Here is a 24,562-nt window from a genome sequence, read left to right as displayed (position 1 = left end):
ATGTCTTTCACTCATTATCGGATTGGCGTCCCCAAGGGGATTCGAACCCCTGTTACAGCCGTGAAAGGGCAGTGTCCTAGGCCTCTAGACGATGGGGACACAAAAATCCGCACCAGGTCATAAACCCGGCACGCTCGCGTCAGCATGAGTCTACACTCATGACATCAACAGGTGCGCTTGCTCAGTATTTTCATCAGACAATCTGTGTGAGCACTTCACGTAACACACATCTTTTTTGGTAAGGAGGTGATCCAACCGCAGGTTCCCCTACGGTTACCTTGTTACGACTTCACCCCAGTCATGAATCACAAAGTGGTAAGCGCCCTCCCGAAGGTTAAGCTACCTACTTCTTTTGCAACCCACTCCCATGGTGTGACGGGCGGTGTGTACAAGGCCCGGGAACGTATTCACCGTAGCATTCTGATCTACGATTACTAGCGATTCCGACTTCATGGAGTCGAGTTGCAGACTCCAATCCGGACTACGACGTACTTTATGAGGTCCGCTTGCTCTCGCGAGGTCGCTTCTCTTTGTATACGCCATTGTAGCACGTGTGTAGCCCTACTCGTAAGGGCCATGATGACTTGACGTCATCCCCACCTTCCTCCGGTTTATCACCGGCAGTCTCCTTTGAGTTCCCGACCGAATCGCTGGCAACAAAGGATAAGGGTTGCGCTCGTTGCGGGACTTAACCCAACATTTCACAACACGAGCTGACGACAGCCATGCAGCACCTGTCTCACAGTTCCCGAAGGCACTAAGGTATCTCTACCGAATTCTGTGGATGTCAAGAGTAGGTAAGGTTCTTCGCGTTGCATCGAATTAAACCACATGCTCCACCGCTTGTGCGGGCCCCCGTCAATTCATTTGAGTTTTAACCTTGCGGCCGTACTCCCCAGGCGGTCGACTTAACGCGTTAGCTCCGGAAGCCACGCCTCAAGGGCACAACCTCCAAGTCGACATCGTTTACAGCGTGGACTACCAGGGTATCTAATCCTGTTTGCTCCCCACGCTTTCGCACCTGAGCGTCAGTCTTTGTCCAGGGGGCCGCCTTCGCCACCGGTATTCCTCCAGATCTCTACGCATTTCACCGCTACACCTGGAATTCTACCCCCCTCTACAAGACTCTAGCCTGTCAGTTTTGAATGCAGTTCCCAGGTTAAGCCCGGGGATTTCACATCCAACTTAACAGACCGCCTGCGTGCGCTTTACGCCCAGTCATTCCGATTAACGCTTGCACCCTCCGTATTACCGCGGCTGCTGGCACGGAGTTAGCCGGTGCTTCTTCTGCGGGTAACGTCAATCGACAAGGTTATTAACCTTGTCGCCTTCCTCCCCGCTGAAAGTGCTTTACAACCCGAAGGCCTTCTTCACACACGCGGCATGGCTGCATCAGGCTTGCGCCCATTGTGCAATATTCCCCACTGCTGCCTCCCGTAGGAGTCTGGACCGTGTCTCAGTTCCAGTGTGGCTGGTCATCCTCTCAGACCAGCTAGGGATCGTCGCCTAGGTGAGCCATTACCTCACCTACCAGCTAATCCCATCTGGGCACATCCGATGGCGAGAGGCCCTAAGGTCCCCCTCTTTGGTCCGAAGACGTTATGCGGTATTAGCTACCGTTTCCAGTAGTTATCCCCCTCCATCAGGCAGTTTCCCAGACATTACTCACCCGTCCGCCGCTCGTCACCCAAAGAGCAAGCTCTTCTGTGCTACCGCCCGACTTGCATGTGTTAGGCCTGCCGCCAGCGTTCAATCTGAGCCATGATCAAACTCTTCAATTTAAGATTTGTTTGATTTGCTGAACTCGTCAGCGATGCTCAAAGAATTAGTAACTGTTTATTCGTAATGAATTTCACTGTTGTTCACTCTTCAAGACTTTTTATATCGTTAAGATACGGTCTTGTGAGTGCCCACACAGATTGTCTGATTATATTGTTAAAGAGCGGTGCCACATCATCGGTGGCGCGGGCTGCATATACTATGCTAATCCGCTTTAAAGTCAAGTCATTACTGACTGCTTCATTGAATCTTTTTACTGACACCCCAACCGCGTGTCGCTGTTGCCGTGTCAGTGGATGCGCATTATAGGGACTTCTCGTCAGGCCGCAATAGGTGTTTTAAAGAAAAATGACTGTTTGCTGCATTCCACAGCAAAACCCCGCTTTATACCTATTTTTGCACAAACTTATCCACAGAAAGCATTCTATTCAAAAATTGACGAGCATCACGCAAACGTTTTCGCTACAATTCACCCCGTTCAAAATCGTCGTATTTCTGCGAACGCTAACTGAATATTTCTCTTTATTCCGCAATTATGGCTCTGACAAAGACGATATTCACATACCGTTCTTTACTGACTACCCAAATCCAGGGGATAACATCATCATGCAACAACGCCGTCCAATTCGCCGCGCTCTGCTCAGCGTTTCTGACAAAGCAGGTATTGTCGAATTTGCTCAAGCTCTGTCCCACCGTGGCGTCGAGCTCCTTTCAACTGGTGGAACCGCACGTTTGCTGGCCGATGCTGGCTTAGCGGTGACTGAAGTCTCTGACTACACCGGTTTCCCAGAAATGATGGATGGGCGTGTGAAGACCCTGCACCCGAAAGTACACGGCGGCATTCTGGGACGTCGCGATCAAGATGATGCGATCATGACGCAACACGACATCAAACCCATTGATATCGTCGTTGTGAATCTGTATCCGTTTGCTCAGACCGTCGCTCGTGAGAACTGCACGTTAGAAGATGCGGTTGAGAATATTGATATCGGTGGCCCGACGATGGTTCGCTCCGCCGCCAAGAACCATAAAGATGTGGCTATCGTGGTCAAGAGCAGCGACTACAGTGCCATCATTAATGAAATCGACACCAACGAAGGTTCACTGACCTACGAAACCCGTTTCGATTTAGCGATCAAAGCCTTCGAGCACACTGCCGCTTACGACAGTATGATTGCCAACTACTTTGGTGCACTGGTTCCGCCTTACCACGGCGATACCGATAAGCCATCGGGCCACTTCCCGCGCACGTTGAACCTGAACTACATCAAAAAGCAGGACATGCGTTACGGCGAAAACAGCCATCAGCAAGCTGCCTTCTATATAGAAGAGAATATTCACGAGGCCTCTGTCGCCACCTCTACACAGTTACAAGGCAAAGCGCTGTCTTATAACAACATCGCCGATACCGATGCGGCGCTGGAATGTGTGAAAGAATTTGCCGAACCGGCCTGCGTTATCGTTAAACACGCGAATCCGTGCGGCGTAGCGATTGGCGACTCAATTCTTGATGCTTACGAGCGTGCCTATAAAACCGACCCAACATCTGCATTCGGCGGCATTATCGCTTTCAACCGCGAGCTGGATGAAGAGACGGCGCAGGCCATCATTAGCCGCCAGTTTGTCGAAGTCATTATTGCCCCATCTGCCAGCGAGGCAGCGTTGAAGGTGACTGCAGCCAAACAGAACGTACGCGTCCTGACTAGTGGTAGCTGGCAACAGCGCGTTCTTGGGCTGGATTTCAAACGTGTCAACGGCGGTTTGCTGGTACAGGATCGCGATCTGGGCATGGTCGATGCGTCTCAACTGCGTGTCGTGACCGAGCGTCAGCCGAGCGAACAGGAATTACGTGATGCCCTTTTCTGTTGGAAAGTGGCTAAGTTCGTTAAATCCAATGCGATTGTGTACGCACGCGACAACATGACCATCGGTATAGGTGCTGGCCAGATGAGCCGCGTTTACTCAGCGAAAATCGCCGGTATCAAAGCAAGCGATGAAGGGCTAGAAGTAAAAGGTTCCGCTATGGCGTCTGATGCGTTCTTCCCATTCCGTGATGGTATTGATGCCGCTGCGGCCGTTGGCATTACCTGCGTGATCCAACCGGGCGGGTCGATTCGTGATGATGAAGTCATTGCTGCCGCCAACGAACACGGCATTGCGATGATCTTTACCGACATGCGCCATTTCCGCCATTAATTCTGGAGCTGACCGAAATGAACATTTTAGTAATTGGTAATGGCGGACGCGAGCACGCGCTAGCCTGGAAAGCCTCACAGTCACCGCTGGCGAAACGTGTTTATGTTGCTCCAGGAAACGCGGGCACCGCGCTTGAGACGGCGCTGACCAACGTCGATATCGCCGCCACTGATATTCCAGCGTTAGTCGCTTTTGCGCAGGAAAATCACATCGATTTGACCATCGTTGGCCCGGAAACACCGTTAGTTATCGGTGTTGTCGATGCATTTCAGAGCGCAGGTCTAAAAATCTTTGGCCCAACGCAGGGCGCTGCACAGTTAGAAGGCTCTAAAGCCTTTACTAAAGATTTTCTGGCACGCCACAATATTCCGTCGGCGGAATACCAGAACTTCACCGAAGTTGAACCCGCGCTGGCCTATGTCCGCAGCAAAGGCGCACCGATCGTCATCAAGGCTGATGGGTTAGCCGCTGGTAAAGGCGTGATTGTCGCCATGACGTTGCAGGAAGCAGAAAACGCCATTCAGGATATGTTGGCGGGGAATGCATTCGGCGATGCCGGACACCGTATCGTGGTGGAAGAGTTCCTTGATGGCGAAGAAGCCAGCTTCATCGTGATGGTGGATGGCAAGAATGTGTTGCCGATGGCAACCAGCCAGGATCATAAACGCGTTGGGGATAAAGATACTGGCCCGAATACCGGTGGTATGGGCGCTTATTCGCCAGCGCCGGTCGTGACCGATGAAATCCACCAGCGCGTGATGGATCAAGTGATTTGGCCGACCGTCAACGGCATGGCCGCAGAGGGAAATACCTACGTCGGTTTCCTGTATGCCGGTCTGATGATTTCTGCCGATGGTCAACCAAAAGTGATCGAATTCAACTGCCGCTTTGGCGATCCAGAAACACAGCCAATTATGCTGCGCCTGCGCTCCGATCTGGTGGAACTGTGTCTGGCGGCCTGTGACGGCACGCTGGATCAGAAAGATTCAGTCTGGGATGAACGTCCGTCTTTGGGCGTGGTATTGGCAGCAGGCGGTTATCCGGCTGACTACAATACAGGCGATGTAATTTCTGGTTTACCGCAGCAGGATGCCGAAGATGGCAAAGTCTTCCATGCTGGCACCAAGTTGAACGGCATTGATGTCGTGACCAACGGCGGCCGTGTACTGTGCGTCACTGCATTAGGCAATACCGTCGCTGAAGCACAACAACGCGCTTATGAAATAGCAGCAGGTATTCAGTGGCAAGGGGTATTCTGTCGAAAAGACATCGGCTACCGTGCTATTGAGCGCGAGCAAGCCTGATAAACAATGCGATAACGATTGTCTGATAAATACTGAAGCCCGGAGAAATCCGGGTTTTTTATAGCTAATGGCTATTTCGGCTGCCACTGGCAGACATCATCTTCCACCACCAGCAATAACTGCGTCCCTTCTGGCGCTTCCAGCCACGCGACGTTTAGCGGGCGCGTTGCATGCGCTTTTTGCTGCGCGATCCATTCACGCGAGTCATTGTCAAAATCAGGGCGAACCACCGTACCGTCACAAGACTGCACCTGCCCTTCCAGCCATTTTCCTTGCTTTAATCTCACCTTGCCTGCACGCAATACATCGCTCAATTCCAGCATGCGCTTAGCATCAAACTGGTAGAGCGCGATTTCATCATCAGAAACCGATTCACGTCTTTCGGCAAGCTGTCGCTGCATAAAGCTGACAGTGCCATCTTCTGCAAAGCGCAAACGCATATCTTCTTGTTGCGCCCCGAGCTGATTACGCTGTATCTCGCGTAGCTTATCCTGCTGGAACGTATAGCGCGTCACCACCAGAGCATTGCCTTGAAGCGGGTTGTATACGGTGGTCAGCGCCGTCGTGTTCTGCGCATCATCCTTGCGCCACAAACGCACAACACCACGATCGGCAACGTAACCGCTGGCGAAAACGTCCGGCGGTGCGGTGCGGCTACTGCAGGCTATCACGGCTATCAGCACGAGGCCTGCGCCACACAAACGTCGTAAAAGCAAAAGGGGCGAAAACGCCCCTCTGCTTAAACTTTTAACCGGCATGGGCTTATTTAACAGCGTCTTTCAGAGCCTTGCCAGAAACAAACGCTGGCACATTGGCAGCAGCAATTTTGATTTCTTTACCGGTTTGTGGGTTGCGGCCAGTGCGCTCATTACGATGGTTCACTTTAAACGTACCAAAACCAACTAATTGTACTGCATCACCTTCTTTCAGAGACTCGGTAATTGCCGCCAAAGTTGATTCCAGAGCTGCTTTAGCCTGTGCTTTTGACAGATCAGCTTTGTCCGCAATTACATCAATCAGTTGAGTCTTATTCATAAGTTATCCTTACAGTGTGTTTATCGCTTGCTAAGCATCGAGTGCGACGGATATGCCCTTTCCCGTTTCAGGGTGTAATAGCACTCTCCTGCATACACGCACCGACAGCCACTTTTTTTACGCCCCCCAAATGTAGACCAGACAGGGTGCGAATGTGAAGCCTTAAGACAGGCCATTTCAGGCCTTAAATCACGTTTTATCGCGTTATTGATGCAAATTTATCCCGATGTTACTACTTCCGGCCTCGCGCACATCGGAACGGAGCCCTTTGATCAACTCAATGTCCCGTTCTTCGCAGGCCGCCAACAGGCGAAAAATCTCCCATTGGATGTCCCATTCTTCTTCAATTGCAGGCAAAACCTTGAGCTCATCGTCGGTCATTTCTTTGCCCGCCTGCGTCATTTCCAGCATGGCAACCGTGCGGATAGACGTTTCGCTAATCGCTATCGCATGTTCCAGCGTTTCACCGCTTAAACGCGAATGAATCAGCTCGCCCAGTGCGATGCAGGCATCAATAGCCGGGTAGACGCCGTAAAGATCGTAATCTTCAGCAGCGGGAACCGCTTCTTCCAGCTTTTCCAACTGGCTATCGAAATTGACCTTCGCATCTTTAACAACCAATGTTTCCCATACCAGATCGAGAATGCGACGGTAAACCATCGCGTCGCCGAATTCTGTTTGACGACAAAACTCGTGGTAATTTGGATACATACGTTCACAAAGACATGCCATGAAAGTGACATGTTGCCAGCTCGTCAGCTTTTCCAGACGTAAATGAATGGGGTTACGTAACATTTTTATGCTCATTAACGGCGACGGACGGCAGTGTACCTGAAATCACAGTGACGCCCTATGCCTGAATTCCTAAAGTTTTACGACAATACGTTAGCGGCTTGCTGCCGTTGCCAACGCACAAACGCGGGACGATTTGATGCGACAGCATCAGCCCAACGAGTCGGCTCCGGTAAACGGTAGCCGCGCATACAAGATTGTACCCAGTACAATGCACTATCCTCACTGACTCGATGCCCCGTCGCCACAAACAGCGGATTACAGCGCGCTTTACTGCGCCATACCCAGCCAATCTGCTCGTCCTTATCCAGTAACGGCTGCTGGCTGCCAACGCCCTCTGCCAACGGCTCAAACCGGCCACAAAGCCGGCTTTTCGCCACGCCAATCGTCGGAACATCAACTAACAGGCCGAAATGGCTAGCAACGCCGAGGCGACGCGGGTGGGAAATCCCATGCCCATCGACAAACAGCAGATCCGGTTTTTGTTCAAGCAACGCCCACGCAGCGAGTAGCCCAGGGCATTCACGAAACGAAAGAAAGCCGGGAATGTAAGGCATTGTCGTGCTGATACGTGCAATCTTGTATTCTATCAGTTCCAACGAAGGATAGCGCATTACCGCAATCGCAGCGCGGGTTACTGAGCCTTCTTGCTCAAAGCCAACATCCGCACCCGCGATAAACGCGGGCTGCTCAAAAGGTAAATCGTCGTGCCGAATCACATCAGAAGCGCGGGCCAACTGTTCAGCCCGCAGCCGTTGTGTATCAATCACATCACCTCCTGTGAATCATGCGTGATAAGGGCGAGATAACCGATGGACGGCCTCAACAAACACGCCCGCATGCTCCGGCGGCACATCCTGATGAATGCCGTGACCCAGATTGAACACATGGCCGTTGCCTTGCCCAAATCCAGCCAGGATCGATGCCACTTCCTGCTCGATCCGTGCCGGATCGGCATACAGCATCGACGGATCCATATTTCCCTGTAGCGCGACTTTGTCGCCTACACGACGGCGTGCGTCAGCAATATCGCTCGTCCAGTCCAGCCCCAGCGCGTCGCAGCCTGTTTCCGCCATCGCTTCCAGCCATTGTCCTCCACCTTTGGTGAAGAGCGTCACGGGCACACGGCGGCCTTCATTCTCGCGCTGTAAACCATCAACAATCTTATGCATGTAATGCAGGGAGAATTCTTTGTAGTCACGCCCGCTCAGCGCGCCGCCCCAGGTATCGAATACCATCACCGCCTGCGCACCCGCACGAATCTGCGCGTTGAGATAAAGAATGACGCTATCAGCCAGCTTATCCAGCAACAGGTGTAGCGTTTTAGGCTCGGCGAACATCATTTTCTTGATGACGGTAAACGCTTTGCTGCTACCGCCTTCAACCATATAGGTTGCCAGCGTCCACGGGCTGCCCGAGAAGCCAATCAGCGGCACTTCCCCAGCGAGACTTTTACGGATCGTCCTCACAGCATTCATCACATAACCGAGTTCCTGCTCTGGATCGGGAACCGGCAGGTTAACCACATCGGCATGAGACGTGATCGGAGAATGAAAGCGTGGGCCTTCCCCTGCTTCAAAATAAAGCCCTAAGCCCATGGCATCAGGTATCGTGAGAATGTCAGAGAACAGGATCGCTGCGTCCAACGCATAGCGCCGTAAAGGTTGTAACGTGACTTCACAAGCCAGCTCTGCGTTTTTACACAGCGACATAAAATCACCAGCCTGCGCGCGCGTTGCCTTATATTCCGGCAGATAACGCCCCGCCTGACGCATCATCCACACCGGGGTGACATCAACGGGTTGGCGTAATAACGCCCGCAAATAGCGATCGTTTTTCAGATCAGTCATGTTCTTTTCCTTTCAACCTCACGGCGGTTCTACACCGGATAGATGTGATGAAACGGATGCGTTATAAGGCAAACGCTTTATGAAGCGAATACGCGATGACGCAGGTGCGCGGTGTACGCGAGCCATTCATGACGCCAATAGTACCATGTCAGCCTTCGTTCTCATGATAAGCACGGCACAGTATCACCGTATCTTCGATAAGCCGACGCGCCACGGTGCCCGGAGGAGGCAACTGCGGGAGTTGGTCATAACGGAACCAGCCCGCGTCACGCAGCTCTTTCGGGTCATGCTTGATTTCGCCACCCGCATAGTCGGCCATAAACGCCATCATCAGTGAATGAGGGAATGGCCAAGGCTGCGAACTCACATAACGCAGGTTTTTTATCTGAATTTGGCTCTCTTCCATCACCTCACGCACGACCGTCTGCTCCAGCGTTTCGCCCACTTCGACAAACCCGGCCAGCACGGTGTACATGTTTCCGCGATGCCGATTGTGCTGCGCTAGCAAAATTTCCTCGCCACGGCGAATCGCGACGATGATGCAAGGCGCGATCTGCGGATAATAGCGCTCTTTGCAGTGGTGACATAAGCACGCCAGCTCCGTTTTGCTCCGCACCATTTCATGGCCGCAATAACCGCAAAAACGATGAGAGCGATAGAATTCGGCCAACTGTACGCCTCGCCCCGCCAGTTGGAATAAGCCCACGTCCTGATCGAGCAACTGGCGAACTGATGCCATATCGGAATCTCGTCCCTGACAGACCAGCCAGACAGGCAGCCCTTGCCATTCGCCGATTTGGCGAGCCGTTTTCCCCTGCAACGCCCACGCCGTAGCCGTTCCACGCGGTAATTCTCCCCGAGGGAGCCAGATTTGTACCGCATCGCTAACCACCCACCAGCCGGTTTCGTCACCTTTTAGCGTCTGTTCCATATCTTTTTATTGCTCCACTGCCACTTCACTGGCATTTTACATTCAGAGTGATTACATAAGTTTTATAACTGGGATTTCAGTTATTTCTTACCGTTCACGGAGTCAACAATGCTAAACCAGCTACAAAGTCTAACTGAATACGTTGGTGGCAATAATGCGTTAATCGACCAATGGCTACAAGCGCGTAAGCGGCTTCTGGTGGCTTACTATCATCTGGTTGGCATCAAGCCGAACAAGGAAACGCTTTCTCTTCTGGATGAAGAGGCATTGGATAATTTTTGCCAGAATCTGGTGGACTATCTTTCTACCGGCCACTTTCATTTATACGAAAAAATGCTGCATGAAGCAGCGACCCACAGCGAACAAGTATTAGCGCTTTCCACCCAGCTCGACCTCGCCCTGCAAAATAACACGCAGCAAATCATGACGTTTTACGATAGCCATCTGGCGGCAGCCATTGACCATGATAACTGCCTCGAATTCCAGCAGGCACTCTCTCACGTCGGCGAAGCATTGGAAGAACGTTTTACGTTAGAAGACAACATGATCCAGCAGGTTTACGACAAATAGTGGTCATTTGACGCTATTTAAGTAAATCATCACACGCTGCACAGGCAAAAGCGGCACGCTTTGACATCCGCGTTTTGCCGACATACAGTGTAGGGGTTTTATTGGCCCGTTTAAGAGACGGGCATATCTTGTCGGAGTGCCTAGCGTGCTCATGTTTTGTTTTACGAAATCAATCGTTATGACGAAACTTATGAGCGCACAGGCTGAGACCGTTAATTCGGGATCCGCGGAACCTGATCGGGTTAATACCTGCGAAGGGAACAAGAGTAATGCACCTCATTGAGCCCAAGGCTGTGTATTCCCACCTACCTGCTCTGACGCTCAATATCATTATTACTCCCTCCGGCTCCAGACAAGCAATCTTCCCTTTACGTCTTACAGGAACTTGCTATGTCTACAGAACCCTTGTCTAAAGAACCGTTATCTGTAAACCCATTGTCTACAGAACCATTATCTGTAAAACCAGAGCTATCCACAGCATCCAAATCGGGTCGCCGTGAACAGCGTGCCGCCGCCCAGCAGTTTATTGAAACCTTACAGGGAACCGCCTTCCCTAATTCCAATCGTATCTACCTTGCGGGCTCGCGTGATGACATCCACGTACCGATGCGGGAGATTCAGCTTAGCCCGACGCTACTCGGTGGCAGTAAAGACAACCCCCAATACGAACCCAATGAGCCAATCCCGGTTTACGATACGTCAGGGCCTTATGGCGATCCCGCTGCGCAACCCGATGTCCGCGTTGGGCTAGCGAAGCTGCGCGCCAGCTGGATTGCAGAACGTCACGATACCGAGGCGCTATCTGGCGTCAGCTCCGATTTCACCCAACAGCGTCTGGCGGATGCCGGTCTGGATCATCTGCGCTTCGAGCACTTTCCACGACCTTTACGTGCCAAAGTGGGCAAACGCGTTACTCAACTTCACTATGCGCGACAGGGCGTGATTACCCCCGAAATGGAATTTATCGCCATTCGCGAAAATATGGGACGCGAGCGTATTCGCACTGACGTGCTGCGCCAGCAGCATCCGGGGCAAAGTTTCGGCGCCCTTCTACCGGAGAACATCACGCCGGAATTCGTTCGTCAGGAAGTGGCCGCCGGCCGTGCCATTATCCCTTCCAACATCAACCACCCAGAATCAGAGCCGATGATTATTGGACGCAATTTTCTGGTGAAGGTTAACGCCAATATCGGCAACTCCGCCGTGACCTCCTCCATCGAAGAAGAGGTGGAAAAGCTGGTCTGGTCTACCCGCTGGGGTGCAGATACGGTGATGGATCTCTCAACTGGTCGCTATATTCACGAAACCCGTGAGTGGATTCTGCGCAACAGCCCCGTGCCAATCGGGACGGTACCGATTTATCAGGCGCTGGAGAAAGTGAACGGCGTGGCGGAAAACCTGAACTGGGAAATGTTCCGCGATACGCTGCTGGAGCAAGCGGAACAGGGGGTGGACTATTTCACCATTCACGCCGGTGTGCTGCTGCGCTACGTCCCGATGACCGCCAAACGCCTGACTGGCATCGTCTCACGCGGCGGTTCCATTATGGCGAAGTGGTGCCTGTCGCATCACAAAGAGAGCTTCCTGTACGAACACTTCCGTGAAATCTGTGAAATTTGTGCCGCTTACGACGTCGCGCTATCACTGGGTGACGGCTTACGCCCAGGCTCCATTCAGGATGCCAACGACGAAGCCCAGTTTGCCGAGCTGCATACGCTGGGCGAGCTGACCAAGATTGCCTGGGAATACGACGTTCAGGTGATGATCGAAGGCCCCGGCCACGTGCCGATGCAGATGATCCACCGCAACATGACCGAAGAACTGGAGCACTGCCATGAAGCGCCGTTCTACACGCTCGGCCCACTAACCACCGATATCGCACCGGGTTACGATCACTTCACCTCTGGCATCGGGGCTGCCATGATCGGCTGGTTCGGCTGCGCGATGCTCTGCTACGTGACACCGAAGGAACATCTTGGCTTGCCGAACAAAGAAGACGTCAAACAGGGGCTGATTACCTACAAGATCGCCGCTCACGCCGCCGATCTGGCAAAAGGCCACCCCGGCGCGCAGATCCGTGATAACGCCATGTCAAAAGCGCGCTTCGAATTCCGCTGGGAAGACCAGTTCAATCTGGCGCTCGATCCCCAAACGGCTCGCGCCTACCACGATGAAACCCTGCCGCAAGAATCCGGTAAAGTCGCCCATTTCTGTTCCATGTGTGGCCCCAAATTCTGCTCGATGAAAATCTCACAGGAAGTACGCGACTACGCGGCGAAACAGGAAGCGGAAGCCAAACCGATTGAAGTCGGTATGGAACAGATGTCGCAAGAATTCCGCTCACGCGGCAGCGAGCTTTATCACAGCGCCACCAGCCTGCAAACCGAGGTAAGCAAATGACGGACTCAACGCCTTTTGCCCCAACGGCGCAGCGGCTGGGGCTGTATCCCGTCGTCGATAGCGTGGAATGGATCGAGCGACTACTCGGCGTCGGGGTGAAAACGATCCAACTGAGAATCAAAGATCGGTCAGATGAACAAGCCGAAAGTGACGTGATCCAGGCGATCGCCTTGGGTCGTCGCTATCAGGCGCAGCTATTCATCAATGACTACTGGAAATTGGCCGTCAAACATCAGGCATACGGCGTACATCTGGGTCAGGATGATCTGGATACCGCCGATCTGGCCGCGATAAAAAAAGCCGGCCTGCGCTTAGGCGTCTCCACGCACGACGATCGTGAACTGGCGCGTGCGGTGGCGATCAACCCGTCCTACATCGCGCTGGGGCATATTTTCCCGACACAAACCAAAGATATGCCATCAGCGCCGCAAGGGTTGGCCGAACTGACGCGCCACATAGCCGATCTGCAAGACCGTTTCCCCACCGTTGCAATTGGCGGCATCAGCATCGACAGAGTGCCTGCGGTGCTGAAAACGGGCGTCGGCAGCATTGCCGTCGTCAGCGCCATTACGCAGGCACCGGACTGGCGGCAGGCAACCGCGACGCTGCTCAGGATGATTGAAGGACGGGAGGAATGACATGGTAACGAATCCCCATCCAACGTCTGCCGGACTGAGCGATAGCGAATTCATGCGCTACAGCCGTCAGCTGATGCTGGAAGATATTGGCCCGGACGGTCAGGAGAAGATCAAAACCGCCCGCGTTCTGCTGGTTGGGCTGGGTGGATTGGGTGCGCCCGCTTCACTCTATCTGGCAGCCGCAGGGGTCGGCACGTTACTGCTTGCCGATGATGACTCGCTGCATATCAGCAATCTGCAACGCCAGATTCTGTATCGCACCTCCGACACCGACAAGCCCAAAGCCATGCTAGCCCAGCGTCAGCTACAGGCGTTAAACCCGCACTCAGAAGCGATTGCGATTACCGAGAGGCTCAGCGGTGAGGCGTTACGCCACGCCGTTAGCCGCGTCGATCTGGTGCTGGATTGCAGCGACAATATGACCACTCGCCATGAGGTTAACGCCGCCTGCTTTAGCGCAGGCAAGCCGCTCATCAGCGGGAGCGCCGTCGGTTTCAGCGGCCAGCTCGCCGTCTTCACGCCGCCTTATCACGCTGGCTGCTACGCCTGCCTGTATCCCGATACGTCCGAACCCCAGCGCAACTGCCGTACCGCAGGTGTGCTGGGGCCGGTGGTCGGCGTGATTGGCACGCTTCAGGCGCTGGAAGCGATCAAGCTGCTGGCAGGTATGCCGTCTGCGTTGGACGGCAAGCTGAGAATGTTCAATGGCAAACAGCAGAGCTGGAATACGCTCCAGTTGACGCGCGCGCCCCATTGCCCGGTATGCGGGGGCTCGGCATGAAAATCACGTTGAATGATGAGCCCTTTGAATGCCCAGAGGCCATCACGGTTGAGGCGCTGCTGAGCCAGATCAATCGGCTCCAGCCTGGCACAGCCTTGGCTATCAACCAAACCATTATCCCGCACGCCAACTGGTCACAGCACCAGGTGCAAAACGGTGATGATATTTTGCTTTTTCAGGCAATAGCGGGAGGATGACATGCTGCACATTGCCGATACGACATTCACTTCACGGCTGCTGACCGGCACCGGGAAATTCGCCACGCCAGAACTGATGCTGGCAGCACTTGAGGCTTCTGGATCGCAGTTAGTCACCATGGCGATGAAACGCGTTGACCTGAACGGCGGCAACGACGCCATTCTCGCCCCGCTACGCCAGCTCGGCGTTAAACTGCTGCCGAATACGTCGGGTGCCAAAACCGCAGACGAGGCCATTTTTGCAGCCCGACTGGCGCGAGAAGCGCTGGGCACCCGCTGGCTGAAGCTGGAGATTCACCCCGATGTGAAATACCTGCTGCCCGACCCTATCGAAACCCTGAAGGCCGCCGAACAGCTGATAAAAGAGGGATTCACGGTGCTGCCCTACTGCGGTGCCGACCCGGTACTGTGCAAACGGCTGGAAGAAGTCGGCTGCGCGGCGGTGATGCCGCTGGGCGCACCGATCGGCTCCAATCAGGGACTGCAAACGCGTGATTTTCTGCGCATCATCATCGAACAGGCTCGCATTCCGGTGATTGTCGATGCGGGCATTGGCGCGCCCAGCCATGCGGCTGATGCACTGGAAATGGGGGCGGATGCCGTTCTGGTCAACACGGCCATCGCCGTTGCCCGCGATCCCGTGGCGATGGCACAGGCATTCCGGCTGGCAGTCGATGCTGGTGGGCTTGCTCGTCAGGCTGGTCTGGGAAGTAAGCAGTTTGTCGCCAGCGCCACCAGCCCGCTCACTGGTTTTCTGCATCAGCAAACGGAAGGGACAGAGCGATGAACGCCGACTTTCAAACCGTCTGGGAACAGCTCGACTGGGATGACCTAACGCTGCGCATCAACGGTAAAACCGCACGCGATGTTGAACGAGCGCTTGCTGCACCACACCTGACGCGCGACGATTTTATGGCGCTCATTTCACCTGCCGCCAGTGCGTATCTGGAACCGCTGGCGCAACGGGCGCAGCAGCTCACCCGACAGCGTTTCGGCAATACGGTAAGCTTTTATGTACCGCTGTATCTGTCCAACCTGTGCTCCAACGACTGCACCTACTGCGGCTTTTCGATGAGTAACCACATCAAGCGAAAAACGTTGGATGAGGCAGAGATCCTGCGTGAATGCGCCGCTATCAAGGAACTGGGGTTTGAACACCTGTTGCTCGTGACCGGCGAACACCAGCGTAAAGTAGGCATGGATTATTTTCGTCGCGTTTTTCCGCTGATCCGACCGCTCTTCAGTTCGCTGATGATTGAAGTTCAACCCTTGTCGCAGGACGAGTACGCCGAATTAAAAGCACTAGGTCTGGATGGCGTGATGGTCTATCAGGAAACCTATCATCCGGCGACCTACCAGCTGCACCATCTCAAAGGACAAAAACAGGATTTCCACTGGCGACTCGCCACACCGGATCGACTCGGTCGTGCGGGGATCGACAAGATCGGGCTAGGTGCCTTAATCGGTCTGTCCAATAGCTGGCGCACCGACTGCTACATGGTGGCGGAACACCTACTGCACTTACAACAGCGCTACTGGCAGAGCCGTTATTCTATCTCGTTCCCTCGTCTGCGCCCCTGTGCGGGCGGCATTGAACCGGCGTCACTCATGGATGAAGCGCAGCTCATGCAGGTGATTTGCGCATTCCGGTTGCTGTCACCGGACATTGAGCTGTCGCTGTCCACGCGCGAATCACCTTTCTTTCGCGATCATGCCATTCCTATCGCGATTAACAACGTCAGCGCATTTTCCAAGACCCAGCCGGGTGGCTACGCCGACGACCATCCTGAACTGGAACAGTTTTCACCGCATGACTCGCGGCGCCCTGAAGAGGTGGCGCAGGCCATCATACGTGCAGGTCTCCAGCCCGTATGGAAAGACTGGGACGGTTATTTGGGTCGGTAGCAAACCGTGGCGATATGCCTAATTTGCGAAGCGGCTCGCAGGCCGGAATGAGAATTACACGGAAGGCAATATTCTCAGGATAGCGCCGCGCAAGATGACATTCAGCCTATCGTCACGGCCTTCGACGAAGAATACAGTAGCGTCGTTGGCAAGCCTGAGCATGATGACAGAGCTTGCTGGCCGGAGCCGTTTGCTACTTATCGACTCTGCACATCAACCCGCCGATACGGGGCTTATCCTTACCCGTATCGGCCCTTCCTTAAAATTAATCAGGTTACGTTCTGGTCAGGAAAAGTGTGCATCATCTTCGCGATTTCACTGCCCACGATGCGCAACCCTTCCCTCATCTCTTCTGTGAAGCGATTGGCATAATTGAGTCGAAGACAATTGCGGTATTTTCCTGAGGCGGAGAAGAGCGAACCCGCGGCGATCTGTATGCCCGCTTTTCTGACCTCACGGCTGAGTTTGAGCGAATCAAAATATTCGGGTAGCTCAATCCACATCAGAAAGCCACCTTGCGGGCGACTCACACAAATATTGGATGGAAAATACTCACGTACCCAGCAGGTAAACGTATCCAGATTCGCTTTGTACTGAGCGCGCATACGGCGTAAATGAGGCTGATAGTGTCCGTTACGAATAAATTCCGCCACGGCTAGCTGGGGCTGTACCACGGTCGATCCCGTGCTGATGTATTTTGTATGGATCACACGTTCCAGATAGCGCCCTGGGGCGATCCAGCCGACGCGCAAACCGGGTGCCAGGTTCTTTGAAAAAGAACTGCACAACAGTACACGCCCATCTTCATCAAATGATTTTATCGCGCGGGGACGCGGATATTCATAGGCCAGCTCGCCATAGGCATCATCTTCAATAATCGCGATATCAAAATGCTGCGCCAACGTCACCAGCGATTTTTTACGGGCGTCAGGCATGATGAAGCCAAGCGGATTGTTACAGCTTGGCACCAGAAGCACCGCTTTGATCGGCCACTGATCCAGCGCCAGTCTTAACGCTTCAAGGCTGATCCCCGTCACCGAGTCAGTCGGGATCTCGATCGCTTTGATATCCATCCCACGGAGGATCTGCATCGTGCCCGGAAAAGCCGGTGACTCAACGGCCACGATGTCGCCGGGCTGACAAACGGCGCGGACGGCAACAAATAAGGCTTCCTGACATCCGGTAGTGATCACAATATCATCCTGAGTCAGCTGGCAGCCGCAGTCGACGGTAAGGCGGGCAATCTGTTCACGCAACGCAGGCACGCCATATACGCTGTCATATTGTAAGACCCGAGGATCCTGATATTGGCAGAGGCGACTCATCTCTTTCCACAGTGGTTTGATGGTCGGCTGGCTCACATCCGGCATTCCACTGCCAAATTTCAGCACGTTGGTTTCCAGACGCACATTCACCAACTCCAGCACTGATTCCCACTGCGTGATCTCAACCGGACGTTGAGCAGGACGCGTCAGCGCGGGGACGGGTGGCGTTGCCTTACGCGGCGCGACAAAATATCCCGAACGCGGCTGCGGCATAATCAACTGTCGGGTTTCCAGCAGATGATAGGCTTGCTGTACGGTACTGATGCTCACACCATGTTCTGTACTCAACGCCCGCACAGAAGGCAGACGTTCTCCGCTTTGGTACAAACCTTGTTCGATCCGTTGCTCTAACAGCCCAGCCAGGTGTTGATAACGCGTCATCAGTATCATTCCCTATCAAGATTCACAGCGGTAACCAGTACAGATTCAACTAAAAATCACCATTCAGATGCAATATCACACAATCTGTATGCTAAAAAAATGGATTTTTTGCATCTGTATTGAAAATACCTTTCGCCTCATCATAGCGATCATTCACTGGCGAGGGGGAAAATATGGAATTTCATGAGAATCGATCACAAAAACCGTTCCGCGAGTCACCGTTTTGGCTCATGCTGATTTTGCCGTACCGCTTGTGGAAAGCCTGGCGGGCAAGAGCGCAAACGTTGAAGATACTAAAAAATATGAGCGATGACGGACTCAAGGATATCGGACTGAAAAGAAGCGATCTCGATCGGTTCAGATAGCGCCACAACACAAAACAGTAGACTAAAAAAACAGTAAAGATGTGCCGATACAGACTTTGCATCGGTATCGGCACGCAAGATAGGTGAAGTGTAAGAGGTTAGTCAGGCAAGGCGTCCGACGATGTTGCCTTCATCCGCATCCCGACAATCGCCGAGAGTAAGCAGCCAATGGCAAGATAAGCTGCCACCGCATGCCATGAACCATCCATAAACTGTACCAGCAGAACGGCGATAAAAGGCGTAAACCCACCGCCAACCACGCTGGCGACCTGATAACCCACACCCGCCCCGCTATAGCGGTACGCCGTACCAAATAGCTCGGTAAACATCGGCTGCTGTACGCTAACAATCATGTCGTGAGCAATATTCGCCAGCATGATGGCAAAGAACAGAATCATCAGCGTGTTATGGCTTTCCAGCGCCATAAAGAATGGCACCGCACTCACGGCCCCAATAAGCGCACCGGTAACATAGATACGGCGGCGGCCAAAGCTATCCGCCAGATAGGCAAAGAAAGGAATAGACACGCAGCTGATCGCACCCACCAGCAGCCCGATATTCAGGAAAATATCTCGCGATAGACCAAGATGGGTCGTGGAATAGTTGAGGGCAAACGCGGTGACGATATACATCGTTAGCAACTCGCCAAGCCGTAGCGCAATGATCAGCAGGAATGCCTTCGGGTGCTGGCGAAGTGCTTCCATGATAGGGAACGAACGCAATTTGTTTGCTCTTTCACCCAGCGTTTTATTAGCCTCAAATTCCTGAGACTCATCCATCCCGTTACGTACCCACCAGGCGATAGCCACCAGAATCAGGCTGAATAAGAACGGCAGACGCCAGCCCCAGGTAGTAAATTCTTCATTGGTCGTCAAATTGCTCACCACCGAGACCGACCCAGTGGCTAGCAACAACCCGACCCCAAAGCCAACCTGTACACCGCTGCTGTAAAAAGCTTTCTTCTTCTTCGGCGCGTTTTCTACCGCCAACAGCGCAGCCCCGCCCCATTCGCCACCAACCGCAAATCCCTGAATTGCACGCAGCGTCACCAGCAACACGGGTGCCCACCAGCCAATCGAATCAAACGACGGCAACAGGCCAATCAACGCAGTAGAAATGCCCATCATCCAGACTGTGATCATCAACATTCGTTTACGGCCCAGCTTATCGCCGAAGTGACCAAACACCATGCCGCCTAGCGGTCGGAACAGGAAACCAACGCCGAAGGTACCAAATGCCGCCAGCGTCCCCATCGTCGGGCTAATTTGTGGGAAAAATTCGGTATTAAATACAAGAGCGGCAACAATTCCGTACAGCAAGAAATCGTACCAGTCAACAACAGCTCCCACAAAACTGCCCCATGCTGCGCGTTTTGCTCGATGTGGAGAATGGCTTACTGACTGTGTTTGTAGGGTTTTATCAGAAGAAAGTGAGTCATCTTGCTGAGGTAATGAGCCGCCAGGCTGTGAGAGTGTTGGCGTAGTTGAGGTGTCCATGTCGGTTCCGTTCTATTTACTTTACACTACTGTACAACAAAAAATTTCAGGAAGAAATTTTTAACGTCGCTTGCGACGGCCTTTAGGTAGTGCACAGGGATGTGCGCTATAAAAAATTTCAGGAAGAAATAAAACGCAGGGAGCGTTTTATAACAACGCACAGCGTTGGCCCGCTAGGGTGGAAGGCAAGGACGCCTTCCATAAATTTTTAACATCGCTTGCGACAGGTCGTCCGCAGGGAAGCAGCCATAAAAAAACCCCGACCATAATAGTCGGGGTTTCTGTTATTTACCGCATGATAGCGCAGCGCAAAAAGACTTATTCGTCGTCGCTGCTACCAAAGCCTGCGTTCAACAGTTCAGCCAGGTTAGCAGACGCTTCATCGGCACTCACCTGAGGCACGACTGGCGCTTCACCCGCCTGACGGCGGCGCATACGATCCTGGTGGTACGCATAACCCGTACCCGCTGGGATCAGACGACCTACGATAACGTTCTCTTTCAGGCCACGCAGTTCATCACGCTTACCAGCAACAGCGGCTTCGGTCAGTACGCGAGTGGTTTCCTGGAACGATGCCGCAGAAATGAAGGACTCAGTCGCCAGAGATGCTTTGGTGATACCCAGCAGATCACGGCTGAACGTTGCCGTAATCTTGCCATCCGCTTCCAACTGGCGGTTAGCAATCTTGATGCGAGAGAATTCTGCCTGTTCGCCTTCCAGGAACTCCGTGCCACCTGCGCTAACGATGGTGCCTTTACGCAACATCTGACGAACGATAACTTCGATGTGTTTATCGTTAATCTTAACGCCTTGCAGACGGTAAACTTCCTGAACTTCGTTGGTGATATAACGTGTTACTGCATGTACACCACGCAGACGCAGGATATCGTGCGGAGACTCTGGGCCGTCGGAAACAACGTCACCACGTTCCACAACTTCACCTTCGAACACGTTGAGCTGACGCCATTTCGGAATCATCTCTTCGTAAGCATCGCTGCCATCCAACGGAGAAATTACCAGACGGCGCTTACCTTTGGTTTCTTTACCGAAGGAAATGATACCGCTGATCTCTGCCAGAATTGCCGGCTCTTTCGGACGACGGGCTTCGAACAGGTCGGCTACGCGTGGCAGACCACCGGTAATGTCCTTGGTACCACTGGATTCCTGAGGGAGACGCGCCAATGTATCACCGGCACCAATCTGAACCCCATCTTCCAGCTGAACAATTGTTTTACCCGGCAGGAAGTATTGAGCTGGCATATCAGTACCAGGGATCAGTACATCTTCACCTTTGCCATCAACGATTTTCAGTGCTGGACGTAGGTCTTTACCGCTACCGGTACGCTCTGCGCTATCCAGAACCACGATAGAGGACAAACCAGTCAGTTCGTCGGTCTGGCGCGTAATGGTCTGACCGTCAATCATATCAGCAAAGCGGATGAAACCGCTTACCTCGGTCACCACTGGCATGGTATGCGGGTCCCAGTTGGCGACGGTTTCGCCACCGACAACTTCTGAGCCGTCCCCCTTCGCCATCACTGCACCGTAAGGCACTTTATAGCTTTCTTTCGTGCGTCCGAATTCGTCGATCAGTTTCAGTTCGGTATTACGTGAAGTAATAACCAATTTACCGTTGCTGTTCATAACGAACTTCACGTTGCTCAGTTTCAGGCTACCTTTGTTTTTCACCTGAATGCTGGACTCAGCAGCCGCACGCGATGCCGCACCACCGATGTGGAACGTACGCATGGTTAACTGTGTACCTGGCTCACCGATGGACTGTGCCGCGATAACCCCGATAGCCTCACCTTTGTTGATGATATGACCACGAGCCAGATCGCGACCGTAGCAATTGGCGCACACGCCAAAGTCGGTTTCGCAGCTTACTACTGAACGTACTTTAACGGCGTCAACGGAGTTCTCTTCCAACATGTCACACCACTGCTCGTTCAGCAGCGTGTTACGTGGAACCAGAATGTCCGCGGTGCCCGGTTTGATCACGTCTTCAGCCGTTACACGACCCAGTACGCGCTCACGCAGTGGTTCTTTAACATCACCACCCTCGATAACCGGCGTCATCATGATACCTTCATGGGTACCACAATCGTCTTCGGTCACAACCAGATCCTGCGCAACGTCAACCAGACGACGAGTCAGATAACCGGAGTTCGCTGTTTTCAGTGCGGTATCCGCCAGACCTTTACGCGCACCGTGCGTCGAGATGAAGTACTGGAGTACGTTCAGACCTTCACGGAAGTTTGCGGTAATTGGTGTCTCGATGATCGAACCATCTGGTTTCGCCATCAGACCACGCATACCCGCCAACTGACGAATCTGTGCTGCTGAACCACGCGCACCGGAGTCGGCCATCATAAAGATGCTGTTGAAAGAAACCTGCTGCTCAACCACGCCATCACGGTTAACCACATCCTCAACGGACAGGTTTTCCATCATCGCTTTCGCAACACGTTCGTTCGCCGCTGCCCAGATATCGATCACTTTGTTATAGCGTTCGCCCGCGGTAACCAGACCAGACTGGAACTGCTCCTGAATCTCGGCAACTTCGGTTTCTGCTTCTTCGATAATCTCGGCTTTTTTCTCCGGGATAACCATGTCATCGATACCTACGGAAGCACCAGAGCGCGCCGCGTAAGCAAAACCGGTGTACATAGTCTGGTCAGCGAAGATAACTGTCGGTTTCAGACCCAAAATGCGGTAACAGGTGTTCAGCATTTTGGAGATCGCTTTCTTGCCCAGAGGCTGGTTAACGATCGAGTACGGCAGACCTTTCGGTACGATCATCCACAGGATGGCGCGGCCGATAGTCGTATCAATAATCGAGGTCTGATGCGTGATCTCGCCTTCGATGCTCTTGATCTCTTCTGTGATACGCACTTTAACGCGCGCATGCAAAGAGGCCAGACCGGCGCGATAAACGCGTTCAGCTTCTTTCGGACCCGTGAGCACCATGCCTTCGCCTTTGGCGTTAACACAGTCACGCGTCATGTAATACAGACCCAATACCACGTCCTGAGAAGGAACGATGATTGGCTCACCATTCGCAGGGGACAGGATGTTGTTGGTCGACATCATCAACGCACGCGCTTCCAGCTGGGCTTCCAGCGTCAGCGGTACGTGTACAGCCATTTGGTCACCGTCGAAGTCGGCGTTATAGGCCGCACAAACCAGTGGGTGCAACTGGATCGCTTTACCTTCGATCAATACCGGTTCAAACGCCTGAATACCCAAACGGTGCAGTGTTGGTGCACGGTTCAGCAGTACCGGGTGTTCGCGGATGACTTCGTCCAGGATATCCCATACGACGGCTTCTTCACGCTCAACCATTTTCTTGGCGGCTTTAATGGTGGTAGCAAGACCACGCAGTTCCAGCTTACCGTAGATGAACGGTTTGAACAGCTCCAGTGCCATTTTCTTCGGCAGGCCACACTGGTGCAGACGCAGGTATGGACCAACGGTGATTACAGAACGACCGGAGTAGTCAACACGCTTACCGAGCAGGTTCTGACGGAAACGACCCTGCTTACCTTTGATCATATCGGCCAAAGATTTCAGAGGACGTTTGTTAGAACCGGTGATCGCACGACCGCGACGGCCGTTATCCAGCAGGGCATCAACCGCTTCCTGCAACATACGTTTTTCGTTACGTACGATGATGTCCGGCGCAGCCAGATCCAGCAGACGTTTCAAACGGTTGTTACGGTTGATCACGCGACGATACAGATCGTTCAGGTCGGAAGTCGCGAAACGACCGCCATCCAGCGGAACCAACGGACGCAGATCTGGCGGCAGTACCGGCAGAACGGTCAGGATCATCCACTCTGGCTTGTTACCAGACTGTACGAACGCTTCCAGCAGTTTAATACGCTTCGTCAGCTTTTTACGTTTGGTTTCGGAGTTGGTTTCGGTCAGCTCTTCACGCAGCTGCTCGCATTCCTGCTCCAGATCCATATTCTTCAGCAGAGCCTGGATCGCTTCGGCGCCCATTTTCGCGTCGAATTCATCACCAAACTCTTCCAGCGCATCCAGATACTGCTCTTCAGTCAGGATCTGACGGCGCTCAAGGTTGGTCATGCCGCCTTCAACCACGACATAAGATTCAAAATAAAGCACACGCTCAATATCACGCAGCGGCATATCCAACAGCAAACCGATACGGGAAGGCAGTGACTTCAGGAACCAAATGTGCGCAGTCGGAGAAGCCAGCTCGATGTGGCCCATACGCTCACGGCGCACTTTAGTCTGGGTCACTTCAACGCCGCACTTCTCACAAATAACACCGCGGTGTTTCAGGCGCTTATACTTACCGCACAAGCACTCATAATCTTTTACTGGCCCAAAGATACGGGCGCAGAAAAGGCCGTCACGTTCAGGTTTGAACGTACGGTAGTTGATGGTTTCTGGCTTTTTAACTTCACCAAAAGACCACGAACGGATCATGTCTGGCGAGGCCAGAGCAATTTTGATCGCATCAAACTCTTCGGTCTTAGTTTGCGCTTTCAGAAACTTTAATAAGTCTTTCACGGATTGGCTCCTGTCGGAGTTAGACCTGATAGACACCTGAACTATGTTGTTAAAAACAACGTTCAGGTGTCCCTA

The 24,562-nt window shown here is 53.2% G+C and carries 19 protein-coding genes, 1 tRNA gene, 1 rRNA gene and 1 riboswitch; of the genes, 10 read left to right on the top strand and 11 right to left on the bottom strand.

Translation table 11 applies throughout. From position 1 onward, the window contains the following. Nucleotides 1–23 precede the first annotated feature (23 nt). Nucleotides 24–99: transfer RNA gene (locus BJJ97_RS06545), tRNA-Glu, on the bottom strand. Nucleotides 100–239: 140 nt separating this feature from the next. After that, nucleotides 240–1,781: ribosomal RNA gene (locus BJJ97_RS06540) — 16S ribosomal RNA — on the bottom strand. A gap of 604 nt (nucleotides 1,782–2,385) precedes the next feature. Between BJJ97_RS06540 and purH the strand changes: the two genes are divergently transcribed. Both purH and purD read left to right on the top strand, forming a co-directional pair. Continuing rightward, on the top strand, nucleotides 2,386–3,975 hold the full coding sequence (gene purH, locus BJJ97_RS06530) for a bifunctional phosphoribosylaminoimidazolecarboxamide formyltransferase/IMP cyclohydrolase (protein ID WP_095995329.1): 1,590 nt from the start codon (nucleotides 2,386–2,388) through the stop codon (nucleotides 3,973–3,975). A gap of 17 nt (nucleotides 3,976–3,992) precedes the next feature. Further along, on the top strand, nucleotides 3,993–5,279 hold the full coding sequence (gene purD / locus BJJ97_RS06525) for a phosphoribosylamine--glycine ligase (RefSeq protein WP_095993423.1): 1,287 nt from the start codon (nucleotides 3,993–3,995) through the stop codon (nucleotides 5,277–5,279). A 71-nt stretch (nucleotides 5,280–5,350) separates the two neighbouring features. Here the strand turns inward: purD and BJJ97_RS06520 are convergent, their stop codons facing one another. The 6 genes from BJJ97_RS06520 to nudC form a co-directional block, all read right to left on the bottom strand. Continuing rightward, nucleotides 5,351–6,037, bottom strand: coding sequence for a DUF1481 domain-containing protein (locus BJJ97_RS06520; RefSeq protein ID WP_095993422.1), 687 nt, complete (start codon nucleotides 6,035–6,037; stop codon nucleotides 5,351–5,353). Nucleotides 6,038–6,041: 4 nt separating this feature from the next. Next, nucleotides 6,042–6,314 (bottom strand): nucleoid-associated protein HU-alpha, encoded by a 273-nt coding sequence (hupA, locus tag BJJ97_RS06515; protein ID WP_005970302.1) that lies wholly within the window; start codon nucleotides 6,312–6,314, stop codon nucleotides 6,042–6,044. 204 nt (nucleotides 6,315–6,518) lie between these two features. Beyond that, on the bottom strand, nucleotides 6,519–7,109 hold the full coding sequence (locus BJJ97_RS06510; RefSeq protein ID WP_039487688.1) for a YjaG family protein: 591 nt from the start codon (nucleotides 7,107–7,109) through the stop codon (nucleotides 6,519–6,521). Between the two features lie 77 nt (nucleotides 7,110–7,186). Then, nucleotides 7,187–7,876 carry a deoxyribonuclease V gene (gene nfi, locus BJJ97_RS06505; protein ID WP_095993421.1) on the bottom strand — a complete coding sequence of 230 codons (690 nt, stop codon included), beginning with the start codon at nucleotides 7,874–7,876 and terminating at the stop codon, nucleotides 7,187–7,189. Nucleotides 7,877–7,891: 15 nt separating this feature from the next. Then, nucleotides 7,892–8,956, bottom strand: a complete 1,065-nt coding sequence (gene hemE / locus BJJ97_RS06500; protein WP_095993420.1) for a uroporphyrinogen decarboxylase — start codon at nucleotides 8,954–8,956, stop codon at nucleotides 7,892–7,894. 148 nt (nucleotides 8,957–9,104) lie between these two features. Next, complete coding sequence (gene nudC / locus BJJ97_RS06495) at nucleotides 9,105–9,887, bottom strand: NAD(+) diphosphatase (RefSeq protein ID WP_095993419.1); 783 nt, start codon at nucleotides 9,885–9,887, stop codon at nucleotides 9,105–9,107. 108 nt (nucleotides 9,888–9,995) lie between these two features. On the opposite strand from nudC, the gene rsd reads away from it, so the two are divergent. From rsd to thiH, 7 genes are all read left to right on the top strand, one after another. Further along, complete coding sequence (gene rsd, locus BJJ97_RS06490) at nucleotides 9,996–10,457, top strand: sigma D regulator (RefSeq protein ID WP_095701251.1); 462 nt, start codon at nucleotides 9,996–9,998, stop codon at nucleotides 10,455–10,457. Between the two features lie 122 nt (nucleotides 10,458–10,579). After that, nucleotides 10,580–10,734: riboswitch (TPP riboswitch) on the top strand. Nucleotides 10,735–10,892: 158 nt separating this feature from the next. Further along, nucleotides 10,893–12,857 (top strand): phosphomethylpyrimidine synthase ThiC, encoded by a 1,965-nt coding sequence (gene thiC, locus BJJ97_RS06485; RefSeq protein WP_095995328.1) that lies wholly within the window; start codon nucleotides 10,893–10,895, stop codon nucleotides 12,855–12,857. Further along, complete coding sequence (thiE, locus tag BJJ97_RS06480; protein ID WP_095993418.1) at nucleotides 12,854–13,495, top strand: thiamine phosphate synthase; 642 nt, start codon at nucleotides 12,854–12,856, stop codon at nucleotides 13,493–13,495. The genes thiC and thiE overlap by 4 nt, the downstream gene beginning before the upstream one ends. 1 nt (nucleotide 13,496) lies before the next feature. Continuing rightward, complete coding sequence (locus tag BJJ97_RS06475; RefSeq protein ID WP_095993417.1) at nucleotides 13,497–14,276, top strand: HesA/MoeB/ThiF family protein; 780 nt, start codon at nucleotides 13,497–13,499, stop codon at nucleotides 14,274–14,276. Further along, complete coding sequence (gene thiS / locus BJJ97_RS06470; RefSeq protein ID WP_095993416.1) at nucleotides 14,273–14,473, top strand: sulfur carrier protein ThiS; 201 nt, start codon at nucleotides 14,273–14,275, stop codon at nucleotides 14,471–14,473. Before BJJ97_RS06475 ends, thiS begins: the two co-directional genes overlap by 4 nt. A gap of 1 nt (nucleotide 14,474) precedes the next feature. Continuing rightward, entirely contained in the window at nucleotides 14,475–15,260 is a 786-nt protein-coding gene (locus tag BJJ97_RS06465) for a thiazole synthase (RefSeq protein WP_095993415.1), read from the top strand. Then, on the top strand, nucleotides 15,257–16,378 hold the full coding sequence (gene thiH / locus BJJ97_RS06460; RefSeq protein WP_095993414.1) for a 2-iminoacetate synthase ThiH: 1,122 nt from the start codon (nucleotides 15,257–15,259) through the stop codon (nucleotides 16,376–16,378). The genes BJJ97_RS06465 and thiH overlap by 4 nt, the downstream gene beginning before the upstream one ends. A gap of 269 nt (nucleotides 16,379–16,647) precedes the next feature. On the opposite strand, the gene BJJ97_RS06455 is transcribed toward thiH, so the two are convergent. Further along, entirely contained in the window at nucleotides 16,648–18,084 is a 1,437-nt protein-coding gene (locus BJJ97_RS06455; RefSeq protein ID WP_039514148.1) for an aminotransferase-like domain-containing protein, read from the bottom strand. Between the two features lie 173 nt (nucleotides 18,085–18,257). On the opposite strand from BJJ97_RS06455, the gene BJJ97_RS06450 reads away from it, so the two are divergent. After that, on the top strand, nucleotides 18,258–18,449 hold the full coding sequence (locus tag BJJ97_RS06450) for a DUF1127 domain-containing protein (RefSeq protein ID WP_095701244.1): 192 nt from the start codon (nucleotides 18,258–18,260) through the stop codon (nucleotides 18,447–18,449). Between the two features lie 98 nt (nucleotides 18,450–18,547). Here the strand turns inward: BJJ97_RS06450 and shiA are convergent, their stop codons facing one another. Both shiA and rpoC read right to left on the bottom strand, forming a co-directional pair. Continuing rightward, nucleotides 18,548–19,945: a shikimate transporter gene (gene shiA / locus BJJ97_RS06445; RefSeq protein ID WP_095993413.1), complete on the bottom strand. Its 1,398-nt coding sequence runs from the start codon at nucleotides 19,943–19,945 to the stop codon at nucleotides 18,548–18,550. 318 nt (nucleotides 19,946–20,263) lie between these two features. Next, nucleotides 20,264–24,487 (bottom strand): DNA-directed RNA polymerase subunit beta', encoded by a 4,224-nt coding sequence (rpoC, locus tag BJJ97_RS06440; RefSeq protein WP_095701242.1) that lies wholly within the window; start codon nucleotides 24,485–24,487, stop codon nucleotides 20,264–20,266. Nucleotides 24,488–24,562 lie beyond the last annotated feature (75 nt).

This window comes from Pectobacterium polaris, from assembly GCF_002307355.1.
In the GTDB taxonomy this organism is placed as follows: Bacteria; Pseudomonadota; Gammaproteobacteria; order Enterobacterales; family Enterobacteriaceae; genus Pectobacterium; species Pectobacterium polare.
Note: the sequence above shows the minus strand (reverse complement) of the source record. Positions and strands in the feature narration are given on the sequence as shown.

Coding starts and splice junctions, on each gene's coding strand:
- rsd (WP_095701251.1), top strand. CDS start 9,996: ATGCTAAACCAGCTACAAAGTCTAACTGAATACGTTGGTGGCAATAAT.
- BJJ97_RS06450 (WP_095701244.1), top strand. CDS start 18,258: ATGGAATTTCATGAGAATCGATCACAAAAACCGTTCCGCGAGTCACCG.
- purD (WP_095993423.1), top strand. CDS start 3,993: ATGAACATTTTAGTAATTGGTAATGGCGGACGCGAGCACGCGCTAGCC.
- BJJ97_RS06510 (WP_039487688.1), bottom strand. CDS start 7,109: ATGTTACGTAACCCCATTCATTTACGTCTGGAAAAGCTGACGAGCTGG.
- thiE (WP_095993418.1), top strand. CDS start 12,854: ATGACGGACTCAACGCCTTTTGCCCCAACGGCGCAGCGGCTGGGGCTG.
- thiS (WP_095993416.1), top strand. CDS start 14,273: ATGAAAATCACGTTGAATGATGAGCCCTTTGAATGCCCAGAGGCCATC.
- BJJ97_RS06475 (WP_095993417.1), top strand. CDS start 13,497: ATGGTAACGAATCCCCATCCAACGTCTGCCGGACTGAGCGATAGCGAA.
- BJJ97_RS06465 (WP_095993415.1), top strand. CDS start 14,475: ATGCTGCACATTGCCGATACGACATTCACTTCACGGCTGCTGACCGGC.
- shiA (WP_095993413.1), bottom strand. CDS start 19,945: ATGGACACCTCAACTACGCCAACACTCTCACAGCCTGGCGGCTCATTA.
- hupA (WP_005970302.1), bottom strand. CDS start 6,314: ATGAATAAGACTCAACTGATTGATGTAATTGCGGACAAAGCTGATCTG.
- nudC (WP_095993419.1), bottom strand. CDS start 9,887: ATGGAACAGACGCTAAAAGGTGACGAAACCGGCTGGTGGGTGGTTAGC.
- BJJ97_RS06455 (WP_039514148.1), bottom strand. CDS start 18,084: ATGACGCGTTATCAACACCTGGCTGGGCTGTTAGAGCAACGGATCGAA.
- thiH (WP_095993414.1), top strand. CDS start 15,257: ATGAACGCCGACTTTCAAACCGTCTGGGAACAGCTCGACTGGGATGAC.
- hemE (WP_095993420.1), bottom strand. CDS start 8,956: ATGACTGATCTGAAAAACGATCGCTATTTGCGGGCGTTATTACGCCAA.
- purH (WP_095995329.1), top strand. CDS start 2,386: ATGCAACAACGCCGTCCAATTCGCCGCGCTCTGCTCAGCGTTTCTGAC.
- BJJ97_RS06520 (WP_095993422.1), bottom strand. CDS start 6,037: ATGCCGGTTAAAAGTTTAAGCAGAGGGGCGTTTTCGCCCCTTTTGCTT.